Origin of the sequence: Tepidimonas sediminis (genome assembly GCF_007556605.1) — a bacterium.
GTDB lineage: Bacteria > Pseudomonadota > Gammaproteobacteria > Burkholderiales > Burkholderiaceae_C > Tepidimonas > Tepidimonas sediminis.
In genome coordinates, this window is sequence record NZ_VJND01000003.1 from 221,684 (window position 1) to 243,675 (window position 21,992).

Here is a 21,992-nt window from a genome sequence, read left to right on the forward strand (position 1 = left end):
GCGGGTGGCGTCATGCTTTTTGAAGGTTCTCGCCTCGACGAGGACTGCCAGTCCGGCTGGGCGCGCCAGCGGGTGCGGTGTGCGGATCCGCGACGTGAGCACCGGGGGCCATGACGGCGGCCGTCAACTGTCTGCCAGCTGCCAGAAACTCCATTTGCGGCCATGGTCGCGCCGGACTTCGGCCACGAACCTGGCGTGTGAGCACAGCGGTTCGAGCGATGGGGTCAGTTGGGCGATGGCCTGCAGCTTGGCCCAGTAGCGCGCTGCATGGCGGTATGCCTGTGACTGCCCGCGCGACAGGATGTCGAGCAGCAGCGCCCGGTACACGGCCGTGGCGCCGGTCCAGAGTTGGTGCGCCTCGAGCTTCTTGGCCAGCGGCACGAGGAGCTCGTAGAAACGTCCATCGAGCTGCGACGCCCGTTGCACCAGCATCCCCTGTGCCCCCTCGCCATCGCCGGTCTCCAACAACAACTCGGCTGCGGCGACCGGATCGGGCCAGGCGCGTGCCACGGCACGCGCGTGCTCGACAGCGGCGGACTGCTGCAGCGGTGGCAGCAGCTCCATCCAATTGCGGAAGTCGGAAATCGTCAGCGTGCGCTCGAACGCCTGTTGCCGCAGCAGGACCGCCTCGTCGCGGCGGCCGAGCTGCTGCAGCGCCTGCGCGCGCAGCCGCAGGCGTGTGTCCTCATGGCGCTGCCAAGGACCGTCGAGCCAGGGTAGTGCGTCCGCCGGGCGCCCCACTTCCAGGTAGTGGCGCACGAACGCCTCCTTTTGCAGTTCGTTGGGCTGCGGACTGTGGCGCAGGGTGGCGCGCACCTGGACGTCCGGGTCCTGCAGGGCTTCGGCAAGCAGGACCATGGCCGTTGCAGGGTGGAACACCCCACGCGGGAGATCCGGTTCGCCCCTTGCCCGGGCGGCCGCGAGAATCGCATCCTGCTGCGCTTCGTAGCGGGCAACCAGACCGCGCAGATGCGCCTCGTCCAGCAGCAGATTCGCCCGGCGCAGCAGTTCTTCGCGCGCCCCGTACTCGTCGTGGTCGTACAGGGTGGCCAGCCGCTCGGGCCAGAAGTCGGCCGGTGTCTCGCAGCACGCGGCGCAGCGCAGCCAGAGGCGGCACGCCTCGCGCACGGTCTCGCCGACGAGGCCGGCGGAATCGTCGGCGCGTTCGAACCAATGGGCATCGGAGGCAATGTAGTCTTCCACCAGCTCCAGTGCGCGCATCGGGTCAACCGGCAGAAGCTCGCGCTCGATCTGCGCCAGCCAGTCCTGCTGTTCCTTGAAGAACTGGCGGGCCTCGTCCCAGTCCAAATACCGGCGGCTGCGTTTCCAGCCGCTCAGCGTCTTGCGGAACGCCGCCGCCAGGCGTTTGCCGTCGCGTGCCACCGAGAGGCGCTCGAGCCTCCTGCGGACGAGCTCGGATTCGGATGCGAGTTCGAGCAGGATGTCGACCAGCGTGGATGCATCCTGCTGGCGCAGGAAGGCTGCGAGGGTTTCGTTGGCGGGCTTGCGGGGCATCGACCGATGGTAGGCGGGCAACCTCAAGCGGATGCAGGCACGGCCACACCGTGTGCCTCGACGAAAGTCACCAGTTCGTCCCACGGCATCGGGCGCGCGAAACGGAAGCCCTGCACGTCCAGCGGCGCGTGCGGCGCCAGGAACGCCAGCTGCGCGTCCGTCTCCACGCCTTCGACCACCACGCGCGCGTGCAGCGCGGCGGCCAGCTCCAGCACCGCGGTGACGATGCGCTCGCTCGGGCCGCCGGTGCCGACGTGGTCGGTGAAGCGCTTGTCCACCTTGAGCTCGTCCACCGGCGTGCGCAGCAGGTAGGCCAGACTCGAGTAGCCGGTGCCGAAGTCGTCCAGCGCGACGTGGCCGCCGCCCTCGCGCACGCGCTGCAGCCAGGCCAGCGTCGAGGGGCTGTCGGCCATCCACACCGACTCGGTGACCTCGATGGTGAGGTTGGGCAGCGCGGCGCGGTGCTCCTCCAGCCAGTCGCGCAACGAGGCGTCGCCGAACTGCGCGCTGGAGACGTTGACCGCCAGCCGCATGCCGTGGCCCCAGCGGCGCGCGACCTCCAGCGCGCGCCGCGCCGCCTCGCGCAGTACCCACGCGCCGATGCGGCGGATCTGGCCGCTGGCCTCGGCCACGCCGATGAACTCCACCGGCGAGACCAGGCCGCGCGTCGGGTGGCGCCAGCGCAGCAACACCTCGGCGGCGCGCACGCGCTCGCCGGGCAGGGTGACGATGGGCTGGAAATGCAGCTCGAAGGCGCCGTCGGCCAGCGCCTGCTCCAGCCCGGCCTTGATGTCGGCCAGGTGACGCGCGCGGCTTTCCATCTGCGGCGAGTAGAAGCGCATGCGGTCGCGCCCGCTGTTCTTGGCGGCGTACATCGCGGTGTCGGCCATGCGCAGCAGCTCCTCGGCCGTCTCGCCGTCGCTCGGGTAATTGGCCACGCCGATGCTGGCGCTCAGGCGCAACACGTTGCCGTGCAGGTCCAGCGGCTGGCGCACGGTCTGCAGGATGCCGTCGGCGATGCGCTCCACCACCAGCGGCGACTGCGGGCCGTCGAGCAGCACGACGAACTCGTCGCCGCCGAAGCGGGCCACGGTGTCGTTGGGGCGCAGCGCGCGGCGAAGGCGGCCGGCGATCTCCACCAGCACCTCGTCGCCCAGCTCGTGGCCGTGGACGTCGTTGATGTCCTTGAAGCCGTCCAGGTCGCAGAACATCACGTACAGCGGCCGCAGCTCGCGCTGCGCGCGCAGCAGCGCCTGCTCCAGGCGGTCGCGGTACAGCGCGCGGTTGGGCAGGCCGGTCAGGGCGTCGAAGTTGGCCTGGCGGAAGATGGTCTGCTCGCGCGCCTTGGCCTCGTCGATGTTTTCCAGCAGCAGCACGACCAGATCGCCCAGCGGCTCCGGATGCCGTGCCAGCGAGGCGTGCTGGCGCGCCCAGCGCAGCGCCCCGTCGCGCGCCAGCAGCCGCTGCTCCAGCGGCGGCGACGGCCGTCCGCTGCCCAAGGCGCGCCAGTGCGTGCGCGCGGCCTGGCGGTCGTCAGGGTGGAGCCAGTCCAGCCAGGCCGAGCCGTGCAGCTCCTCGGCGGTGGCGGCCAGCCGGCCGGCCAGCGCGGCGTTGGCTTCCAGCACGGTGCCGTCGGGGGCGCACACCGCAATGCCCACGCTCGGGTTGTCCCACACCGCCTGCAGGCGCGCGTGCACGCCGCGCTCGCGCTGCTCCAGCTCCACCAGCTCGGTGACGTCCAGCAGCGAGGCGGCGATCAGGCGCCGCCCGTCGCCGCCGGGGCTGACGCGCGCGGCGCGCTCCTGCACGTGCCGCGAGCCGCCCTCGGGGGTGCGCAGGCGGTAGCGCTGCGTCCACTGGTCGCTGCGCTCGTCGTGCCAGCGTGCCTGCACGCGCCCCTGGTCAGCCGGGTCGATGGCATCGAGGAGCCAGCCCAGTGGGGCCTGGCCATCTTCGCCTGCCGGCTGCGCCAGCCACTCCTCCAGCCGACGCGAGGCATAGACCACCCGGCTGCGCAGCACGTCCAGCAGCACCACGCCCTCGTGCAGCGCGTCGGTGAGCGCCGACAGGCGCGCCTGCAGCTCCAGCCGCGCCTCCTCGGCCCGACGCAGCGCGGTCAGGTCGGTCAGCGCCACCACGTAACCGGTGCGATCGTCGTGCGTGTGCCACGGCACCAGCTGCACCCACAGGCGTGCCCCGGGCAGTTCCACGCCGCCCTGCCACGGGCCGGCCGCCCCGCGCACCACGTGCTCCACCAGCCCGGCCGGCCAGGCGAAGCGACGCGCATCGAACGTCCACGGCAGCCCCAGCATCGTCTCGCGCAGGGCCAGCAGCTCGGCGGCCTGCTGGTTGAAGCGCAGCAGGCGCCGTTCGTGATCGAGCACCAGCAGCGCGGTGCCGGCGCTTTCCTGCACCGCGTGCAGCAGGTCGTTGAGCTGCTGCTGCTCGCGCAGCGAGCGGTCCAGCTCCTCGTTGAGCGTGCGCAACTCTTCGTTGGAGGCCTCCAGCTCCTCGTTGGACGCCTCCAGTTCCTCGTTGGCGGCCTCCAGTTCCTCGGTGGTGACGCTGAGGGCCTCGTTGAGCTGCTGCAGCTGGCGCTGGCTGCGCTCCAACGCATCGACGAAGCTCTCCAGCCGCTCCTGCTGCAGCCGCCGCTCGTCTTCGGGCGGCGCGTCGACCGCCTCGGGGGCGGCGGGTGCCGCCGCCGGCCGCGCCGCGGCGAAGCTCAGGACCACGAAGCGCTCACCACCGGCCTCCAGGCGCGCCCCCTCCAGCACCCGCGGCGGCTGGTCCGCCAGCGACGGCAGCGGCACGCGCAGCGCCGCCTCGTCCTCGGTCAGCAAGCGGTGCAGCGCCAGCTGCACGTCGCGCCGCCAGGCCGGGGCGACGAGGTTGGGCAGCGTAAGCTCCACGGTGGGGCCAGCCGGCCAGTGCATCAACCCCTCCATGGAACCCACGACGTGCAGGGGGTGGCCGTCGCGATCCAGCAGCACGGTCGGTGGGGCGTGACGCTCGATCAGGTGTTGCAGCAGCCGGTCGCGCAAATCGTGCTCGAGCCGGTCCACCGGCCGCAGCTGCGGCACGGGCGGCGGCGCCAGTGCCGTGTCCGCCGGCCGTGCGCCCCGCTGGCGCCGCGCCGGCAGCTTCAGCGCGGGTTCGCCGGCGTCCGGGCGCTTGCGCCAGAGGTGCTCCTGCGTCGACACGGGCGCGAACAGCGTGCGCGTGCGCGCCGTCAGTGCCTCGGAGCGGCCCAGCATCAGCAGCCCGTCGGGCAGCAACGCGTGGTAGAGCCGCCGCAGCACCTCGTCCTTGGCCGCGCCCTTGAGGTAGATCAGCACGTTGCGGCACGCCACCAGGTCCATGCGCAGGAACGGCAGGTCCTGCAGCGCGTCGTGGCGCGCGAACACGCAGCGCCGGCGCAGTTCCTGCTGCACGCGCAGCGTGTGCCCGATGCGGGTGAAGTGGCGCTCGCGCCACGCCGGCGGCAGCGTCTGCGCGCTGTCCTCGTCGAACAGACCGCTGCGCGCCTGATCCAGCGCCGGCGTGCTGACGTCGGTGCCCAGCACCATCCAGTCCAGTGTCAGGCCGAGCTCGCGCAGCAGGTCGTCGGTCAGCATCGCCAGGCCGTAGACCTCCTCGCCGGTGGAGCAGCCCACCGACCACAGCCGCAGGCTGGCGGCGCCTTCGGCAGCGCGGCGCTGGATGCGCTCGCGCCAGGCGATGCGCAGCGCCGCGAACGCGCTCGGGTTGCGCAGCCACTCGGTCACGCCAATGGTGACCGACTGCGCCAGCGCGTGCAGCAACTGGGGGTCGCGCTCGGTGGCGGCCAGCAGCTGCGCCAGACTGGTGGCGCCCTGCTGGCGCATCACGCGCTCGAACTGCCGCCGCAGCGTCGCCTCCTGATATTGGCCCAGCTCCAGGCCGGTGCTGCTGGCGAGGCGCTGCAGCAACGCCCCGAAGGCGGCACGTTCGTCGGCCAAGGTGCCGGTGGCGGGGGTAGACGGCTGGCTGCGCGGATTCAGCAACGCCGCCAGCCGCCGCCCCAGCGCCACCGCGGTGTCGACGTGGTCGGCCAGGCCACGCTCGACGATGGCCTGCGGCATCGACGCAAACGGCGCCTCCGAGGGGGCCTCGGCCCACACCGCGCCACCGGCGTCGCGCACCACCCGCGCGCCCACGGCCCCGTCCTGGCCGGTGCCGGACAGCACGATGGCCATCGCGCGTGGCCCGAGTGCACGCGCCGCGCTGGCGAACAGCCGGTCCAGCGAGGGCGCCGGTCCTTGGCCCGGGACGCTCGGGTACAGGCGCAGCCGCTGGCCCTCGATCTCGACATGGTGCCCCGGTGGCGTCACGTGGATCACGCCGCCGCGCAACGGGGCACCGTCGGTGACCTGTTCCACCGGCACGCCGGTGACGGTCTGCAGCAGGCGCGTCAGCGCCGACGCTTCGGTGGCGGCGATGTGCTGCGCCACCACGCAGGCAAGGCGCGCGTCGCGTGGCACGGCCGCCAGCAGTTCGCGCAGCGGCTCCAGCCCGCCGGCCGAGGCGCCGAGCAAAGCCACCAGCTGGGGGTGGAGGGCGGGGTTCACCTTGGACGTCCTTGTCGATTGGGCCATTGTAGACCCCGCTTACACTTGCGCACCATGTTGTTGCTGGGCATCGAGTCGTCGTGCGACGAGACCGGGGTGGCGCTGGTGCATGCCGAGCGCGACGGTGTGCCGCGGCTGCTGGGGGCGGCGCTGCACAGCCAGGTCGCGATGCACCGCGACTACGGCGGTGTGGTGCCGGAGCTGGCCAGCCGCGACCACATCCGCCGTCTGCTGCCGCTGCTGCGCGAGGCGCTGGCGCAGGCCGGCGTGGCGCTGCACGAGGTGCAGGCGGTGGCCTACACGCGCGGCCCCGGGCTGGCGGGGGCGCTGCTCGTGGGCGCGGGGCTGGCCACGGCGCTGGCCTGCGCGCTGGGCGTGCCCGCGCTGGGCGTGCACCATCTGGAAGGGCACCTGCTGTCGCCCTTTCTCAGCGCCGACCCCCCGGCGTTTCCGTTCGTCGCGCTGCTGGTCTCGGGCGGGCACACGCAGCTGATGCGCGTCGACGGCGTCGGGCGCTACGCGCTGCTCGGCGAGACCATCGACGACGCCGCCGGCGAAGCGTTCGACAAGTCGGCCAAGCTGCTGGGGCTGGGGTATCCGGGCGGGCCGGCGCTGGCGCGGCTGGCCGAGCAGGGCGATGCGGCGGCCTTCGCGCTGCCGCGGCCGCTCATGCACAGCGGCGACCTGGACTTCTCGTTCGCCGGCCTCAAGACCGCGGTGCTGACGCAGGTGCGCCGGCTCGGGGCCGAGCTGGAGGCGCGCAAGGCCGACCTGGCCGCCGCCACCCAGGCTGCCATCGTCGACGTGCTCGTGCACAAGGCGCTGGCGGCCCTGCGCGCCACCGGGCTGAAGCGGCTGGTGGTGGCCGGCGGCGTCGGGGCCAACCGTCGCCTGCGCGCGCAGCTGGACGAGGCGTGCGCACGCCACGGCTGGCGCGTGCACTACCCCGAGCCGGCGCTGTGCACCGACAACGGCGCGATGATCGCGCTGGCGGCGGCGATGCGCTGGCAGGCCGGGGGCTGGCCGCCGCAGGGCGAGGGGCTGGCCTTCGACGTGCGGCCGCGCTGGCCGCTGGAGGAAGTGGCGCTGCCGGTGGCGGCAGGGGGCTGAGCGGTGTGGCCGTGCGGGAGGGGCCAGCGGAGGTCGCCGCTCGATGCGGGGGCCATGGCGGTCTGCGTCCGCGGCAACCGCTTTGTACGGTGGGGTGTACGCTGTCGTAATTATGAATTACGACAGCGCTACAATGTCGGCCATCGCGATTCCGATGACGATGGAGCAGGCATGACCCGACCCACCTTCGATCCCTGTCCTTCCCCTTCCCGGCGCAGTGCGCTGCTCCGCCTGCTGGGCGGGGCGGCCGCGCTGGCGCTGCCCCCCATGGCGGTGCGGGCGCGTGGCGCCGCGCCGGTGCGCGTGGCGCTGATCGAGGCGCTGTCGGGCCCGGTCGGCAACGCCGGCGAGGCGGTGTTGCGCAACCTGGTCTGGGCGTGCGAGCGCGTCAATGCGCGCGGCGGCGTGGACATGGGCGGCGAGGTGCGCCGGCCGCTGCAGATCGTGCGCTTCGACAGCAAGGGCCAGCCGCAGGAGGCGCTCTCGGCGCTGCAGTCGGCGCTGGATGACGGCATCACCGTGGTCGCGCAGGGCAACTCCTCGGCCGTGGCGGCGGCGCTGATCGAGGCGATCAACCGCCACAACGAGCGCGAGCCGCAGCGCCAGGTGGTGTTCCTGAACTACTCGGCAGTCGACCCGGTGTTGACCAATGAGCGCTGCAGCTTCTGGCACTTCCGCTTCGACGCGCACGCCGACATGCGCATGGCCGCGCTCATGGAAGTGCTGCGGCAGGACGCAGGGGTCAAGAGCGTCTACCTGATCGGGCAGGACTACAGCTTCGGCCAGGCCGTGCTGCGCGAGGCACGCCGCCAGCTGGCGCTGCAGCGCCCGGACGTGCGCATCGCCGGCGAAGAGCTGCATCCGCTGGCGCGCATCAAGGACTTCATCCCGTACGTGACCAAGATCAAGGCCAGCGGCGCGCAGGCCGTCATCACCGGCAACTGGGGCAACGACCTGACGCTGCTGGTGCGTGCCGCCCGCGAGCTGGGCTACGAGGGCAAGTTCTACACGTTCTATGGCAACGCGCTGGGGGCGCCGGCGGCGATCGGCGAGGCCGGCGTCGGCAAGGTGATCGCGGTGGCGGACTGGTTCCCCAACGCCCCGGGGGAAGCATCGCGCCGGCTGGTGGAGGCGTTCCGCCAGCGCTTCCCGAATCCGGCCGAAGACTACATCCACCTGCGCATGCAGCTGATGATCGAGGCGCTGGCGCAGGCGCTGACGCGCGCCGCGCGCGCGGCCGGCACCGGCGGGCCGGGCGGACTCCCGCCGGCGGTGGCGCTGGCGCGCGCGCTGGAGCAGGCCGACGTGACGCTGGCGGGGCAGCGGCTGCGCATGCGCGCCGAGGACCACCAGGCGCAGCAACCGCTGATGGTGGCCGTGATGGAGCGTCAGGGTGCGCCGGGCGTGCCATTCGATGTCGAGGGCTCGGGCTACGGCTTTCGGGTGCTGCAGCGCATCGAGGCCGCCGCGGCCGAGCAGCCGCACACCTGCCGCATGGTGCGCCCGGACGCCACCGCGCCGGCCCCGGTATAATCGCGGACCTCCCGCATGGTGCGGGATGCACGCGGGCACGTGGCCGGACAGGCAGTCCGGCTGCCGCCCGTCGCAAGTTTTTCCGGAGTCGTTTTCATGATCACATCCGACATCAAGGCCAAGGTCGTCGCCGAGCATGCGCGCGGCGAGCGTGACACCGGCAGCCCCGAGGTGCAGGTGGCGCTGCTGACGGCGCGCATCAACGACCTCACCCCGCACTTCAAGGCGCATCCCAAGGACCACCACGGCCGCCGCGGGCTGCTCAAGCTGGTCAGCCGCCGGCGCAAGCTGCTGGACTACCTCAAGGCCAAGGACGCCGACCGCTACGTCGCGCTGATCAAGAAGCTCGGCCTGCGCAAGTGAGCGAGTAGGCCGTCGCACGATCCGCACGGGTGTGCTGCCCGCCAGTCCCCTGCCGGCGCCCCGGGTCATCGCAGGCCCTGGGCGCCGTTTGCCATGCGGACCCTTTCCCGTCGTCGCCGCCCAGAGCGAAGCTGTGTCATTCCAAGGCCCGCCGCACGGCGGCCGGCGCTGGAATGGCATCGTGTTCTGAGCGGGCGACCCCAACCCCAGGAGTGAACCCATGAGCCTGTTCCAGAAACACACCAAGACCTTCCAGTGGGGCCGTCACACGGTCACGATGGAGACCGGCGAGATCGCCCGGCAGGCCACCGGCGCCGTGCTGCTCGACATGGACGGCACCGTCGTGCTGGCCACCGTCGTCGCGCGCCCTGAGCCCAAGCCCGGCCAGGACTTCTTTCCGCTGACGGTCGATTACGTCGAGAAGGCCTACGCCGCCGGCAAGATCCCGGGCAGCTTCTTCAAGCGCGAGGGTCGTCCGAGCGAGTACGAGACGCTGACCAGCCGCCTGATCGACCGTCCGATCCGGCCGCTGTTTCCGGACGGCTTCTTCAACGAGGTGCAGATCGTCGTCCACACGCTGTCGCTCAATCCGGACGTGGACGCCGACATCCCGGCGCTGATTGCCTCCAGCGCGGCGCTGGCCATCAGCGGCATCCCGTTCAACGGCCCGATCGGTGCGGCGCGCGTCGGCTACATCAACGGCGAGTACGTGCTCAACCCCGGCCCGGCCGAGCGCGCCAACTCGCGCCTTGACCTGGTGGTGGCCGGCACCGAGGCGGCCGTGCTGATGGTGGAGTCGGAGGCCGACCAGCTGCCCGAGGAGGTGATGCTCGGGGCGGTGGTGTTCGGTCACGAGCAGGGCAAGGTCGTCATCGAGGCCATCCACGATCTGGTGCACGTGGCTGGCAAGCCGGCCTGGGACTGGCAGCCGCCGCCGCGCGACGAGGCCCTCATCGCCAAGGTCAGCGAGCTGGGCGAGGCGCGCCTGCGCGCGGCCTACCAGATCCGCAACAAGCAGGCGCGCACGCAAGCCCTGCGCGAGGCGTATGCGGCGGTGAAGGCCGGCTTGACGGAGCAGGGCATCGCGTTCGACGAGGTCAAGGTCGACGGCCTGCTGTTCGACATCGAGGCGCGCATCGTGCGCCAGCAGATCCTCAACGGCGAGCCGCGCATCGACGGCCGCGACACGCGCACCGTGCGTCCGATCGAGATCCGCACCGGCGTGCTGCCGCGCACGCACGGCTCGGCACTGTTCACCCGCGGCGAGACGCAGGCGCTGGTGATTGCCACCCTGGGCACCGAGCGCGACGCGCAGATCATCGATGCGCTGTCGGGTGAATACCAGGATCGCTTCATGCTGCACTACAACATGCCGCCGTTCGCCACCGGCGAGACGGGGCGTGTCGGCGCACCGAAGCGGCGCGAGATCGGCCACGGCCGTCTGGCCAAGCGCGCGCTGGTGGCGTGCCTGCCGAGCAAGGACGAGTTCCCTTACACCATCCGCGTCGTCTCCGAGGTCACCGAGTCCAACGGCTCCTCGTCGATGGCCACCGTCTGCGGCGGCTGCCTGGCGCTGATGGATGCCGGCGTGCCGATGAAGGCGCACGTGGCCGGCATCGCGATGGGCCTGATCAAGGAGGGCAACAAATTCGCGGTGCTGACCGACATCCTCGGTGACGAGGACCACCTGGGCGACATGGACTTCAAGGTGGCCGGCACGACGCAGGGCGTGACGGCGCTGCAGATGGACATCAAGATCCAGGGCATCACCAAGGAGATCATGCAGGTGGCGCTGGCGCAGGCCAAGGAGGCGCGGCTGCACATCCTGGCCAAGATGCAGGAGGCCATCGCCGGGGCGCGCGAGGACATCTCGGTCTACGCGCCGCGTCTGTACACGATGAAGATCAACCCCGAGCGCATCCGCGACGTCATCGGCAAGGGCGGCGCCACCATCCGCGCCATCACCGAGGAGACCGGCACGACGATCGACATCGCCGAGGACGGCACGATCACGATCGCCTCCACCGACGCCGACCGCGCCGCGCTGGCGCGCAAGCGCATCGAGGAGCTGACCGCCGAGGTCGAGGTCGGCCAGGTGTACGAAGGCCCGGTGACCAAGATCCTGGATTTCGGCGCGCTGGTCAACATCCTGCCCGGCAAGGACGGCCTGCTGCACATCAGCCAGATCGCCAACCAGCGTGTCGAGAAGGTCAGCGACTTCCTCAAGGAAGGCCAGATCGTCAAGGTCAAGGTCATCGAGACCGACGACAAGGGGCGCATCAAGCTGTCGATGCGCGCGCTGCTGGAGCCCGGCACGCAGGGTGCCCAGCAGCAACAGCAGCAGTGACGCGCAGCGCCGCGTCGGCGCACGGAGGACGTGGATGGCTCACTTGATGAACGCGATCGAGATCAGCGCGCCGGGCGGACCGGAGGCGCTGCGCATGGTGCAGCGTCCACGGCCCGAGCCGCGCGGCGGCGAGGTCCTGATTCGCGTCAGCGCCAGCGGCGTCAACCGGCCCGACGTGCTGCAGCGCCGCGGTGCCTATCCGCCCCCGCCGGGGGCCTCCGATCTGCCAGGGCTGGAGGTGGCCGGCGTCATCGAAAGCGGCGACGTCGAGGCCATGGAGGCCGCCGGGCTGCGCATCGGTCAGCGCGTCTGCGCGCTGCTGGCCGGCGGCGGCTACGCCGAGTACTGCGTCGCCCCGGTGGGACAGGTGCTGCCGGTGCCGCGCGGCTGGAGCGACGTCGAGGCCGCCGGCATCCCCGAGACGTTCTTCACCGTCTGGAGCAACGTGTTCGACCGCGGCCGCCTGCAGGCCGGCGAAACGCTGCTCGTGCATGGCGGCGCCAGCGGCATCGGCGTGACGGCGATCCAGATGGCGCGCGCCTTCGGCGCGCGCGTCATCGTCACCGTCGGCAGCCGAGACAAGGCCGCCGCCTGCCTGCGGCTGGGTGCCGAGCACGCGATCCTGTATCGCGAGCAGGACTTCGCCGCCGAGGTGCTGCGGCTGACGCTGGGGCGGGGGGCCGACGTCATTCTCGACATGGTGGCCGGGCCGTACGTCGAGCGCGAGATCGGCTGCCTGGCCGACGATGGCCGGCTGGTCATCATCGCCGTGCAGGGGGGCACCGAGGCGCGGCTCGATGCCGGTCAGGTGCTGCGCCGGCGCCTGACGATCACCGGCTCGACCTTGCGGCCGCGGCCGGTGGCGTTCAAGGCGGCGATCGCGCGCGAGCTGCACCACCACGTCTGGCCGCTGATCGAGCGTGGCGCCATCCGCCCGGTGGTGCACCGGGTGCTGCCGGCCTCCCAGGCCGCGCAGGCGCACGCGCTGATGGAGGCCGACACGCACGTCGGCAAGATCATCCTGGACTGGACGGCGCCGCCGTCCTGAACATGCTGGAGGACGCTTTCGTGACGCGCAAGCTGATTGCGGGCAACTGGAAGATGAACGGCAGCCTGGAGGCCAACGAGGCGCTGCTGCGCGCCGTGCTGGCCGGGCTGCCGGCCGAGCCGGCGGCCGACGTGGCGGTGTGCGTGCCGGCGCCGTACCTGGCGCAGGTGCAGGCGCTGTGCCAGGGCGGCCCGGTGGCCTGGGGTGCGCAGGACGTCTCCGCGCACGAGCGCGGCGCCTTCACCGGCGAGGTCAGCGCGGCGATGCTGCGCGACTTCGGCTGCCGCTACGTCATCGTCGGTCACTCCGAGCGGCGCCAGTACCACGGCGAGACCGACGAGGTGGTGGCGGCCAAGGCGCAGCGCGCGCTGGCCGCCGGCATCACGCCGATCGTCTGCGTCGGCGAGACCGAGGCGCAGCGCGACGCCGGCGAGACCGAGCTCGTCGTCAAGCGCCAGCTGGCGGCGGTGATCCACGCCCTGGGGCACTGTGTCGGCGAGATCGTCGTGGCCTACGAGCCGGTGTGGGCCATCGGCACCGGACGCACCGCCACGCCTGAGCAGGCGCAGGCGGTGCACGCGGTGCTGCGCGCGCAGCTGCGCGCGGCCGTGGCGGGGCAGCGGCGCGTGCGCATCCTCTACGGCGGCAGCATGAACGCCGGCAACGCCGCGGCGCTGCTGGCCCAGCCCGACATCGACGGTGGCCTGATCGGCGGCGCCTCGCTGAAGGCCGACGAATTTCTGCGCATCGTCGCGGCGGCCGGCTGAAGGCGCGCGACGTCGACGGCGCGCCGGGGGCTGGACGGTGGGAATCCGTCCATGGCGGCCCTGGCGCGCGAAGATTGGGTGATGTCACTCCGGAAAGGTGAACGATGAATGTCTTGCATACGTTGCTGGTGATCGTGCAGGTGCTGTCGGCGCTGGCGATGATCGGTCTGGTGCTGATGCAGCACGGCAAGGGGGCGGACGCCGGCGCGGCGTTCGGCGGGGGTGCCTCCGCCAGTCTGTTCGGTGCCAGCGGCGGCGCCAACTTCCTGTCGCGCAGCACGGCGGTGCTGGCCACGGTGTTCCTCGCCTCCACGCTGGCGCTGGCCTTCCTCGGCTACCAGCGCCCCAGCGCGCCGGCCGCCGCCGGCAGCGTGCTGGAGACGCTGCCCGCCGCCCCCGCGGCGCCGGCCGCCCCGGCCGGCGCCGACGGCGGCGCGGCACAGATCCCGGGCAAATGACCGCATCCGGTGCGCCCCATGCCCACGCGCGCACCGGGGTGGGGCGGAAATCGCCCCGTTTCCGGGTACAATGCAGCCATCCGTCGTCGAGGACGAGAACCTGCCGGTGAGGTACAGCCAGATCCGGCCCTCGGCGATGCTGCCCCAGCCGACGTGGTGGAATTGGTAGACACGCTATCTTGAGGGGGTAGTGGCGAAAGCTGTGCGAGTTCGAGTCTCGCCGTCGGCACCAACCACATCATGACAGGCGCCTGCAGGGCGCCTTTTTGCGGAGACGACCGTGAGCCTCGAGCAGTATCTGCCCGTACTCCTGTTCCTTCTCGTGGGCTTTGCGGTCGGAGTACTCCCACAGGTATTTGGTTACCTGCTGGGTCCGAATCGCCCCGACCCGGAGAAAAATTCTCCGTACGAGTGCGGCTTCGAGGCTTTCGAGGATGCGCGCATGAAGTTCGATGTGCGCTATTACCTCGTGGCCATTCTGTTCATCCTGTTCGATCTCGAGATCGCCTTCCTGATTCCGTGGGCGGTGGCCTTCGCCGACATCGGCGCCACCGGCTTCTGGGCCGGGGTCATGTTCCTGACGATCCTGGTGGTGGGCTTCGTCTACGAGTGGAAGAAGGGCGCGCTGGACTGGGAGTGAGTGCCCGCTGCGCGGCCGCATGCACCGCCGGCGCCGGCCGGCCAGGAGCTGACGCATGATCGAGGGTGTGTTCAAGCAGGGCTTCCTCACCACCAGCTACGACGCGGTGGTGAACTGGGCCAAGACCGGCTCGTTGTGGCCGATGACGTTCGGTCTGGCGTGCTGCGCCGTCGAGATGATGCACGCGGCCACCGCGCGCTACGACATCGCGCGCTTCGGCGCCGAGGTGTTCCGCGCCAGCCCGCGGCAGTCCGACCTGATGATCGTGGCCGGCACGCTGTGCAACAAGATGGCCCCCGCGCTGCGCAAGGTGTATGACCAGATGGCCGAGCCGCGCTGGGTGATCAGCATGGGCTCGTGCGCCAACGGCGGCGGCTACTACCACTACAGCTACAGCGTGGTGCGGGGCTGCGACCGCATCGTGCCGGTGGACGTCTACGTGCCGGGCTGCCCGCCCACCGCCGAGGCGCTGCTGTACGGGATCATCCAGCTGCAGCACAAGATCCGGCGCACGCAGACCATCGCGCGCGTCTGAGGGGGGCGAGCAGGAGGGGCATGGGATGACGGCGAGCATGGAGGCTGGACGCTGGGCGGCGCTGGCGCAGCAGACCGAGCGGCCCGCGCCGGAGACGGTGCGCGACGCGGTGCAGGCGGCGCTGCAGGATTGCGAGGCGCGCGTGACGCTGCAGCGCGGCGAGGTCACGGTGGAAGTGCCGGCGGCGCGCTACCACGAGGCGATGCGCCGCCTGCGCGACGCCGAGGGGTGCCGCTTCGAGCAGCTCATCGATCTGTGCGGCGTGGACTATTCGACGTACGGCAACGGGGTGTGGGAGGGGCCGCGCTTCGCGGTGGTGGCGCACCTGTTGTCGGTGTCGCTGAACCAGCGCGTGCGCGTGCGCACCTTCTGTCCGGACGATGATTTTCCGGTGATCGACTCCGTCATCGACGTCTGGCCCTCGGTCAACTGGTACGAGCGCGAGGCCTTCGACCTGTTCGGCATCGTCTTCGAGGGTCATCCGGACCTGCGCCGCATCCTGACCGACTACGGCTTCATCGGCCATCCGTTCCGCAAGGATTTTCCGCTGTCGGGCCACGTCGAGATGCGCTACGACCCCGAGCGGCGCCGCGTGGTCTACGAGCCGGTGACGATCGAGCCGCGCGAAATCACGCCGCGCATCATCCGCGAGGACGCCTACGGGGGGCTGCACTGACCGGCGCGCCGGTGGCGCCCGAGGTGGATCGGACATGGCAGAGATCAAGAACTACACCCTCAACTTCGGCCCGCAGCACCCGGCCGCGCACGGCGTGCTGCGCCTGGTGCTGGAGCTCGACGGCGAGGTGGTGCAGCGCGCCGACCCGCACATCGGCCTGCTGCACCGCGCCACCGAGAAGCTCGCGGAGCACAAGACGTACATCCAGTCGCTGCCATACATGGACCGGCTGGACTACGTCTCGATGATGTGCAACGAGCACGCCTACTGCCTGGCGATCGAGAAGCTGCTCGGCATCGAGGTGCCGATCCGCGCGCAGTACATCCGCGTGATGTTCGCCGAGATCACGCGCCTGCTCAACCACCTGATGTGGCTGGGCTCGCACGGCAACGACTGCGGCAGCTCCACGATCCTGCTGTACTGCTTCCGCGAGCGCGAGGATCTGTTCGACATGTACGAGGCGGTCTCGGGCGCGCGCATGCACGCGGCCTACTTCCGCCCCGGGGGGGTCTACCGCGACCTGCCCGACACGATGCCGCAGCACAAGCCCAGCCGGGTGCGCAGCGCCCGCGCCACCGAAGCGCTCAACCGCAACCGCCAGGGCTCGCTGCTGGACTTCATCGACGACTTCACGCAGCGTTTTCCCAAGTACCTGGACGAATACCACACGCTGCTGACCGACAACCGCATCTGGAAGCAGCGCACGGTCGGCATCGGCGTGGTCTCGCCCGAGCAGGCACTGGCGCTGGGCATGACCGGTCCGATGCTGCGCGGCTCGGGCGTGGCCTGGGACCTGCGCAAGAAGCAGCCCTACGAGGTCTACGACCGGCTGGAGTTCGACATCCCCGTCGGCACCAACGGCGACACCTACGACCGCTACCTGGTGCGCATGGAGGAGATGCGCCAGTCCAACCGCATCATCAAGCAGTGCGTGGACTGGCTGCGCGCCAACCCCGGCCCGGTGATCACCGACAACCTGAAGGTCGCGCCGCCGAAGCGCGAGGCGATGAAGGCCGACATGGAGGCCCTCATCCACCACTTCAAGCTGTTCACCGAGGGCTTCCATGTGCCGCCGGGCGAGGCGTACGCGGCGGTGGAGCATCCCAAGGGCGAGTTCGGCATCTACCTCATCAGCGACGGCGCCAACAAGCCCTACCGGCTCAAGATCCGCGCCCCGGGCTTTGCCCACCTGTCCTCGCTCAACGAGCTGGCGCGCGGGCACATGCTGGCCGATGCGGTGGCCATCATCGGCACGCTGGACATCGTGTTTGGAGAGATCGACCGATGAGCACCGACGCAACCCGTTCCGTCGAGCCGATGCCGCTGTCGGAGGCGACCCGGCAGCGCTTCGCGCGCGAGGTGGCCAAGTACCCGCCGGACCAGAAGCAGTCGGCGGTGATGGCGTGCCTGGCCATCATCCAGCAGGAGCAGGGCTGGGTCAGCCCCGCGGCGGAGCTTGCGGTGGCCGACTACCTCGGCATGGCGCCGATGGCGGTGCACGAGGTCACCACCTTCTACAACATGTACAACCAGCAGCCGGTGGGCCGCTTCAAGCTCAACGTCTGCACCAACCTGCCCTGCGCGCTGCGCGACGGGGCCCGCACGCTGCAGCTGCTGGCCGAAAAGCTGGGGGTGCAGCCGGGCGGCACGACGGCCGATGGGTGCTTCACGCTGCAGCCGTCGGAGTGCCTGGGCGCGTGCGCCGATGCGCCGGTGCTGCTGGTCAACGACCGGCACATGTGCAGTTTCATGACGCCGGAGCGCCTGGACCAGTTGATCGAGGGGCTGCGCGCAGCCGCCGCGGAGGAGCGGGCATGAAGGTCGAGGCATTGCTGAAGCAGTTTCAGGCCACCGGGGTGCAGACCTGCTTCCACGGTCGCCACATCCAGCCGCAGATCTACGCCGGGCTCGACGGTACCAACTGGCGGCTCAAGGACTACGAGGCCCGCGGCGGCTACCAGGCGCTGCGCAAGGTGCTCGGCAAGGACGGCGGGCCGGGCATGACGCCGGATGAGGTCATCGCCGAGGTCAAGGCCAGCGCCCTGCGCGGCCGCGGCGGCGCGGGGTTCCCCACGGGCCTCAAGTGGAGCTTCATGCCGCGCCAGTTCCCCGGGCAGAAGTACCTGGTGTGCAATTCCGACGAAGGCGAGCCGGGCACGTGCAAGGACCGCGACATCCTGATGCACAACCCGCACATCGTCATCGAGGGCATGCTGATCGCCGCCTACGCGATCGGCGCCTCGGTCGGCTACAACTACATCCACGGCGAGATCTTCCAGGTCTACGAACGCTTCCAGGAGGCGCTGGAGGAAGCGCGCGCGGCCGGCTACCTGGGCGAGAACATCCTCGGCAGCGGCTTCAGCTTCCAGCTGCACGCCCACCACGGCTTCGGCGCCTACATCTGCGGCGAGGAGACGGCGCTGCTGGAGTCCCTGGAGGGCAAGAAGGGGCAGCCGCGCTTCAAGCCGCCGTTTCCGGCGAGCTTCGGCCTGTACGGCAAGCCGACCACCATCAACAACACCGAGACGTTCGCCGCGGTGCCGTGGATCATCCGCCACGGCGGCCAGGCCTACCTCGAGGTCGGCAAGCCCAACAACGGCGGCACCAAGATCTTCTCGGTCAGCGGCGACGTCGAGCGTCCCGGCAACTACGAGATTCCGCTGGGCACGCCGTTTGCCAAGCTTCTGGAGCTCGCCGGCGGCGTGCGCGGCGGGCGCAAGCTCAAGGCCGTGATCCCCGGCGGCTCCTCGGCGCCGGTGCTGCCGGCCGAGATCATGATGGACCTGACGATGGACTACGACGCCATCGCCAAGGCCGGCTCGATGCTGGGCTCCGGCGCCGTCATCGTCATGGACGAGACGCGCTGCATGGTCAAGTCGCTGCAGCGGCTCAGCTACTTCTACATGCATGAGTCGTGCGGCCAGTGCACGCCGTGCCGTGAGGGCACCGGCTGGCTGTGGCGCGTCGTCGACCGCATCGAGCGCGGGCTGGGGCGGCCGCAGGATCTGGAGCTGCTCGACAGCGTCGCGGAAAACATCATGGGCCGCACGATCTGTGCGCTGGGCGATGCGGCGGCCATGCCGGTGCGCGGGATGATCAAGCATTTCCGCCACGAATTCGAGTACCACGTCGAGCACAAGACCTGCATGGTCCCGGCCTATGTCTGAGGGAAGCCCCGCCATGGTGGAAATCGAGATCGACGGCCAGAAGGTGGCGGTGCCGCCCGGCAGCATGGTCATGCATGCGGCCGAGAAGGCCGGCGTCTACATCCCGCACTTCTGCTACCACAAGAAGCTGTCCATCGCGGCCAACTGCCGCATGTGCCTGGTCGACATCGAAAAGGCGCCCAAGCCGATGCCGGCCTGCGCCACGCCGGTGACCATGGGCATGGTCGTGCGCACCAAGAGCGACAAGGCCATCAGGGCGCAGAAGGCGGTGATGGAGTTTTTGCTCATCAACCACCCGCTGGACTGCCCGATCTGTGATCAGGGTGGGGAGTGCCAGCTGCAGGATCTGGCGGTGGGGTACGGCGGCACGCGCTCGCGCTACGAGGAGGAAAAGCGCGTCGTCTTCCACAAGAACGTCGGGCCGCTCATCTCGATGGAGGAGATGAGCCGCTGCATCCACTGCACCCGCTGCGTGCGCTTCGGGCAGGAGATCGCCGGCGTGATGGAGCTCGGCATGAGCCACCGCGGCGAGCACTCCGAGATCGAGACCTTCGTTGGGGCCACGGTCGATTCGGAGCTGTCGGGCAACATGATCGACCTGTGCCCGGTCGGGGCGCTGACCAGCAAGCCGTTCCGCTACGCCGCGCGCACGTGGGAGCTGGCGCGGCGCAGGAGCATCAGCCCGCACGATTCCACCGGCGCCAACCTGATCGTGCAGGTCAAGGGTGACCGGGTGCTGCGCGTGGTGCCGTACGAGAACGAGGCCGTCAACGAGTGCTGGATCGCCGACCGCGACCGCTTCAGCTACGAGGCGCTCAACGGTCCGGATCGGCTGACCCGGCCGATGGTCAAGCAGGGCGGTCAATGGCATGCGGTGGACTGGAAGAACGCGCTGGAGTTCGTGGCCAATGGTCTGCAGGGCGTGCGCGAGCGCCACGGCGCCGGCGCGATCGGGCTGCTGGCCAGCCCGCACGCCACTGTCGAGGAACTGGCCTTGGCGCGCGCGCTGATGGCGGGGCTCGGCAGCCCCAACCTCGACCACCGGTTGCGCAGCCATGCCTTCGACAACGCGGCACCGGCTGGCCGGGCGCGCTGGCTGGGGCTGCCGATCGCCGAGCTGTCCCAGCTGGAGCGGGCCTTCGTCATCGGTTCCAACCTGCGCAAGGATCACCCGCTGTTCGCGCAGCGCATCCGCCAGGCGGCCCGCAAGGGCGCGCAGGTCTCGGCGCTGGTGGCGCAGCGGCACGACTGGGCGATGCCGCTGCACGCGGTGCTGCAGGCGCCGGCCACGCACTGGGTGGAGGCGCTGGCGCGCGTGGCGGTGGCGCTGGCCGAGGAGCGCGGCGTGGCACGCCCGCTCGGCACCGAGGCCGTGGCGGCCGACGACACCGCGCGCGCCATCGCCCGTTCGCTGCTGGGCGGCCAGCACAAGGCCGTGTTGCTGGGCAACGCGGCGGCGCACCATGAGCGCGCCGCCAGTCTGCTGGCGTTGGCGCAGTGGATCGCCCAGCAGACCGGCGCGCGCTGGGGCTACCTGACCGAGGCGGCCAACACCGTGGGCGCGCAGCTGGTCGGCGCGCTGCCGGGCGAGGGCGGGCTCGATGCGCAGCGCATGCTGGAAGGGACGTTGAAGGCCGTGCTGCTGCTCGGCGTGGAGCCGGGCGCCGACACCGCCGGTGACGGCGCCGCGCTGCGCCAGGCCGAGCTGGTGGTGACGCTGAGCCCGTTCAAGACCAACCTCGACATCAGCGACGTGCTGCTGCCGGTGGCACCGTTCACCGAAACGTCCGGTTCGTTCGTCAACGCCGAGGGTCGCCTGCAGAGCTTCCAGGCGGTGGTCAAGCCGCTTGCCGAGACGCGGCCGGCGTGGAAGGTGCTGCGCGTGCTGGGCAACCTGCTGCAGTTGCCCGGCTTCGAGTACGAGACCTCGCAGCAGGTGCTGGCCGCCGCGCTGCCGGGGGTGGCCGACGGCGGCTTCGTGCCCGCCGAACGGCTGGACAACGCCACCGCCGCGGTGGTCGACCTCACGCCGGCCGGCCGCGTACCCTGCGTGGCGTCCATTTACCAGCTGGATGCGCTGGTGCGGCGGGCGCCGGCACTGCAGGCCACGGCCGATGCACGCGCCGCGCGCGCTGAGGCCGCGCAAGGAGTGAGCGCATGATCGACGCCATTTACCAAGGAGGGCTGGGGCTGAGCGACGCCGCCTGGTGGACCCAGGCCGGCTGGCCCGTCGTCTGGATCCTGCTCAAGATCACGGTGCTGCTGGCGCCACTGATGCTGCTGGTGGCCTACCTGACGTGGTGGGAGCGGAGGCTGCTCGGTTTCATGCAGGTTCGCCTGGGTCCCAACCGCGTCGGGCCGTTCGGGCTGCTGCAGCCGATCGCCGACGCGCTCAAGCTCCTGACCAAGGAGCTGATCCGGCCCACCGCGGCCAACGGCGGGCTGTTCCGGCTGGGGCCGGTGCTGGCCATCATGCCGGCGCTGGCAGCGTGGGTGGCGGTGCCGTTCGGGCCCGACGTCGTGCTGGCCAACGTCAACGCCGGGCTGCTGGTGATCCTGGCCATCACGTCGATCGAGGTCTACGGCGTCATCATCGCCGGCTGGGCCTCCAACTCCAAGTACGCCTTCCTCGGCGCGCTGCGCGCCTCGGCGCAGATGGTCAGCTACGAGATCGCGATCGGCTTCTGCTTCCTCGTCGTCGTGATGACCGCCGGCAGCCTGAACCTGTCGGAGATCGTCGCCTCGCAGTCGCGCGGCATGGCGGCCGACATGGGGCTGAACTTCCTGTCGTGGAACTGGCTGCCGCTGCTGCCCATCTTCATGGTCTACCTGATCTCGGCGGTGGCCGAGACCAACCGCCATCCGTTCGACGTCGTCGAGGGCGAGGCCGAGATCGTGGCCGGCCACATGGTCGAGTACTCCGGCATGGGCTTCGCGATCTTCTTCCTCGCGGAGTACGCCAGCATGTGGCTGGTGTCGATCCTGGCGGTGCTGATGTTCCTGGGCGGCTGGCTGCCGCCGATCGACAGCGAGCTCTTCAACGCCATCCCCGGCTGGGTGTGGCTGGGTCTGAAGACCGCCATCGTCGTCTCGATGTTCATCTGGATCCGCGCCACCTTCCCGCGCTTCCGCTACGACCAGATCATGCGCCTGGGCTGGAAGATCTTCATCCCGGTGACGCTGATCTGGTTGCTGCTGGTCGGCGCGGTGATGCAGACGCCGTGGAATCCGTGGAAGTGAAGGA

At 70.7% G+C, this 21,992-nt stretch carries 17 protein-coding genes and 1 tRNA gene; 16 read left to right on the forward strand and 2 right to left on the reverse strand.

From position 1 onward, the window contains the following. Window positions 1-123: 123 nt before the first annotated feature. Together Tsedi_RS04305 and Tsedi_RS04310 are read right to left on the reverse strand one after the other, a co-directional pair. Window positions 124-1,515, reverse strand: coding sequence for a DUF6880 family protein (locus Tsedi_RS04305; RefSeq protein ID WP_143893923.1), 1,392 nt, complete (start codon window positions 1,513-1,515; stop codon window positions 124-126). A 23-nt stretch (window positions 1,516-1,538) separates the two neighbouring features. Next, window positions 1,539-6,104 (reverse strand): EAL domain-containing protein, encoded by a 4,566-nt coding sequence (locus Tsedi_RS04310; RefSeq protein WP_185970577.1) that lies wholly within the window; start codon window positions 6,102-6,104, stop codon window positions 1,539-1,541. Window positions 6,105-6,158: 54 nt separating this feature from the next. Here Tsedi_RS04310 and tsaD point away from each other — a divergent pair, with 54 nt between their 5' ends. The 16 genes from tsaD to nuoH all read left to right on the forward strand — a co-directional run bounded on the left by tsaD (window position 6,159) and on the right by nuoH (window position 21,988). After that, complete coding sequence (gene tsaD, locus Tsedi_RS04315; protein WP_143893927.1) at window positions 6,159-7,214, forward strand: tRNA (adenosine(37)-N6)-threonylcarbamoyltransferase complex transferase subunit TsaD; 1,056 nt, start codon at window positions 6,159-6,161, stop codon at window positions 7,212-7,214. 267 nt (window positions 7,215-7,481) lie between these two features. Continuing rightward, a complete protein-coding gene (locus Tsedi_RS04320) occupies window positions 7,482-8,747 on the forward strand; it encodes a branched-chain amino acid ABC transporter substrate-binding protein (protein ID WP_143894007.1) in 1,266 nt (421 codons plus the stop codon). A gap of 96 nt (window positions 8,748-8,843) precedes the next feature. After that, window positions 8,844-9,110, forward strand: coding sequence for a 30S ribosomal protein S15 (gene rpsO, locus Tsedi_RS04325; RefSeq protein ID WP_143893929.1), 267 nt, complete (start codon window positions 8,844-8,846; stop codon window positions 9,108-9,110). Window positions 9,111-9,330: 220 nt separating this feature from the next. After that, window positions 9,331-11,457: a polyribonucleotide nucleotidyltransferase gene (gene pnp / locus Tsedi_RS04330; protein WP_143893931.1), complete on the forward strand. Its 2,127-nt coding sequence runs from the start codon at window positions 9,331-9,333 to the stop codon at window positions 11,455-11,457. A gap of 46 nt (window positions 11,458-11,503) precedes the next feature. Next, on the forward strand, window positions 11,504-12,505 hold the full coding sequence (locus tag Tsedi_RS04335) for an NAD(P)H-quinone oxidoreductase (protein ID WP_185970578.1): 1,002 nt from the start codon (window positions 11,504-11,506) through the stop codon (window positions 12,503-12,505). A 2-nt stretch (window positions 12,506-12,507) separates the two neighbouring features. Beyond that, entirely contained in the window at window positions 12,508-13,272 is a 765-nt protein-coding gene (tpiA, locus tag Tsedi_RS04340; RefSeq protein ID WP_143893935.1) for a triose-phosphate isomerase, read from the forward strand. A 104-nt stretch (window positions 13,273-13,376) separates the two neighbouring features. Next, window positions 13,377-13,730 carry a preprotein translocase subunit SecG gene (gene secG / locus Tsedi_RS04345; RefSeq protein WP_143893937.1) on the forward strand — a complete coding sequence of 118 codons (354 nt, stop codon included), beginning with the start codon at window positions 13,377-13,379 and terminating at the stop codon, window positions 13,728-13,730. A gap of 147 nt (window positions 13,731-13,877) precedes the next feature. After that, window positions 13,878-13,962, forward strand: a tRNA-Leu gene (locus Tsedi_RS04350). Between the two features lie 48 nt (window positions 13,963-14,010). Beyond that, window positions 14,011-14,370 (forward strand): NADH-quinone oxidoreductase subunit A, encoded by a 360-nt coding sequence (locus Tsedi_RS04355; RefSeq protein WP_143893939.1) that lies wholly within the window; start codon window positions 14,011-14,013, stop codon window positions 14,368-14,370. Between the two features lie 55 nt (window positions 14,371-14,425). Beyond that, complete coding sequence (locus Tsedi_RS04360) at window positions 14,426-14,905, forward strand: NuoB/complex I 20 kDa subunit family protein (protein ID WP_143889092.1); 480 nt, start codon at window positions 14,426-14,428, stop codon at window positions 14,903-14,905. A 37-nt stretch (window positions 14,906-14,942) separates the two neighbouring features. Beyond that, entirely contained in the window at window positions 14,943-15,581 is a 639-nt protein-coding gene (locus tag Tsedi_RS04365) for an NADH-quinone oxidoreductase subunit C (protein WP_143894009.1), read from the forward strand. A 34-nt stretch (window positions 15,582-15,615) separates the two neighbouring features. Then, window positions 15,616-16,869 (forward strand): NADH-quinone oxidoreductase subunit D, encoded by a 1,254-nt coding sequence (locus tag Tsedi_RS04370; RefSeq protein ID WP_143893941.1) that lies wholly within the window; start codon window positions 15,616-15,618, stop codon window positions 16,867-16,869. After that, complete coding sequence (gene nuoE / locus Tsedi_RS04375) at window positions 16,866-17,399, forward strand: NADH-quinone oxidoreductase subunit NuoE (RefSeq protein ID WP_143893943.1); 534 nt, start codon at window positions 16,866-16,868, stop codon at window positions 17,397-17,399. Before Tsedi_RS04370 ends, nuoE begins: the two co-directional genes overlap by 4 nt. Then, window positions 17,396-18,748, forward strand: coding sequence for an NADH-quinone oxidoreductase subunit NuoF (gene nuoF / locus Tsedi_RS04380; protein ID WP_143893945.1), 1,353 nt, complete (start codon window positions 17,396-17,398; stop codon window positions 18,746-18,748). Before nuoE ends, nuoF begins: the two co-directional genes overlap by 4 nt. A gap of 13 nt (window positions 18,749-18,761) precedes the next feature. Continuing rightward, a complete protein-coding gene (gene nuoG, locus Tsedi_RS04385) occupies window positions 18,762-20,909 on the forward strand; it encodes an NADH-quinone oxidoreductase subunit NuoG (RefSeq protein ID WP_143893947.1) in 2,148 nt (715 codons plus the stop codon). After that, on the forward strand, window positions 20,906-21,988 hold the full coding sequence (nuoH, locus tag Tsedi_RS04390) for an NADH-quinone oxidoreductase subunit NuoH (RefSeq protein ID WP_143893948.1): 1,083 nt from the start codon (window positions 20,906-20,908) through the stop codon (window positions 21,986-21,988). Before nuoG ends, nuoH begins: the two co-directional genes overlap by 4 nt. The last annotated feature ends 4 nt before the right edge of the window (window positions 21,989-21,992 follow it).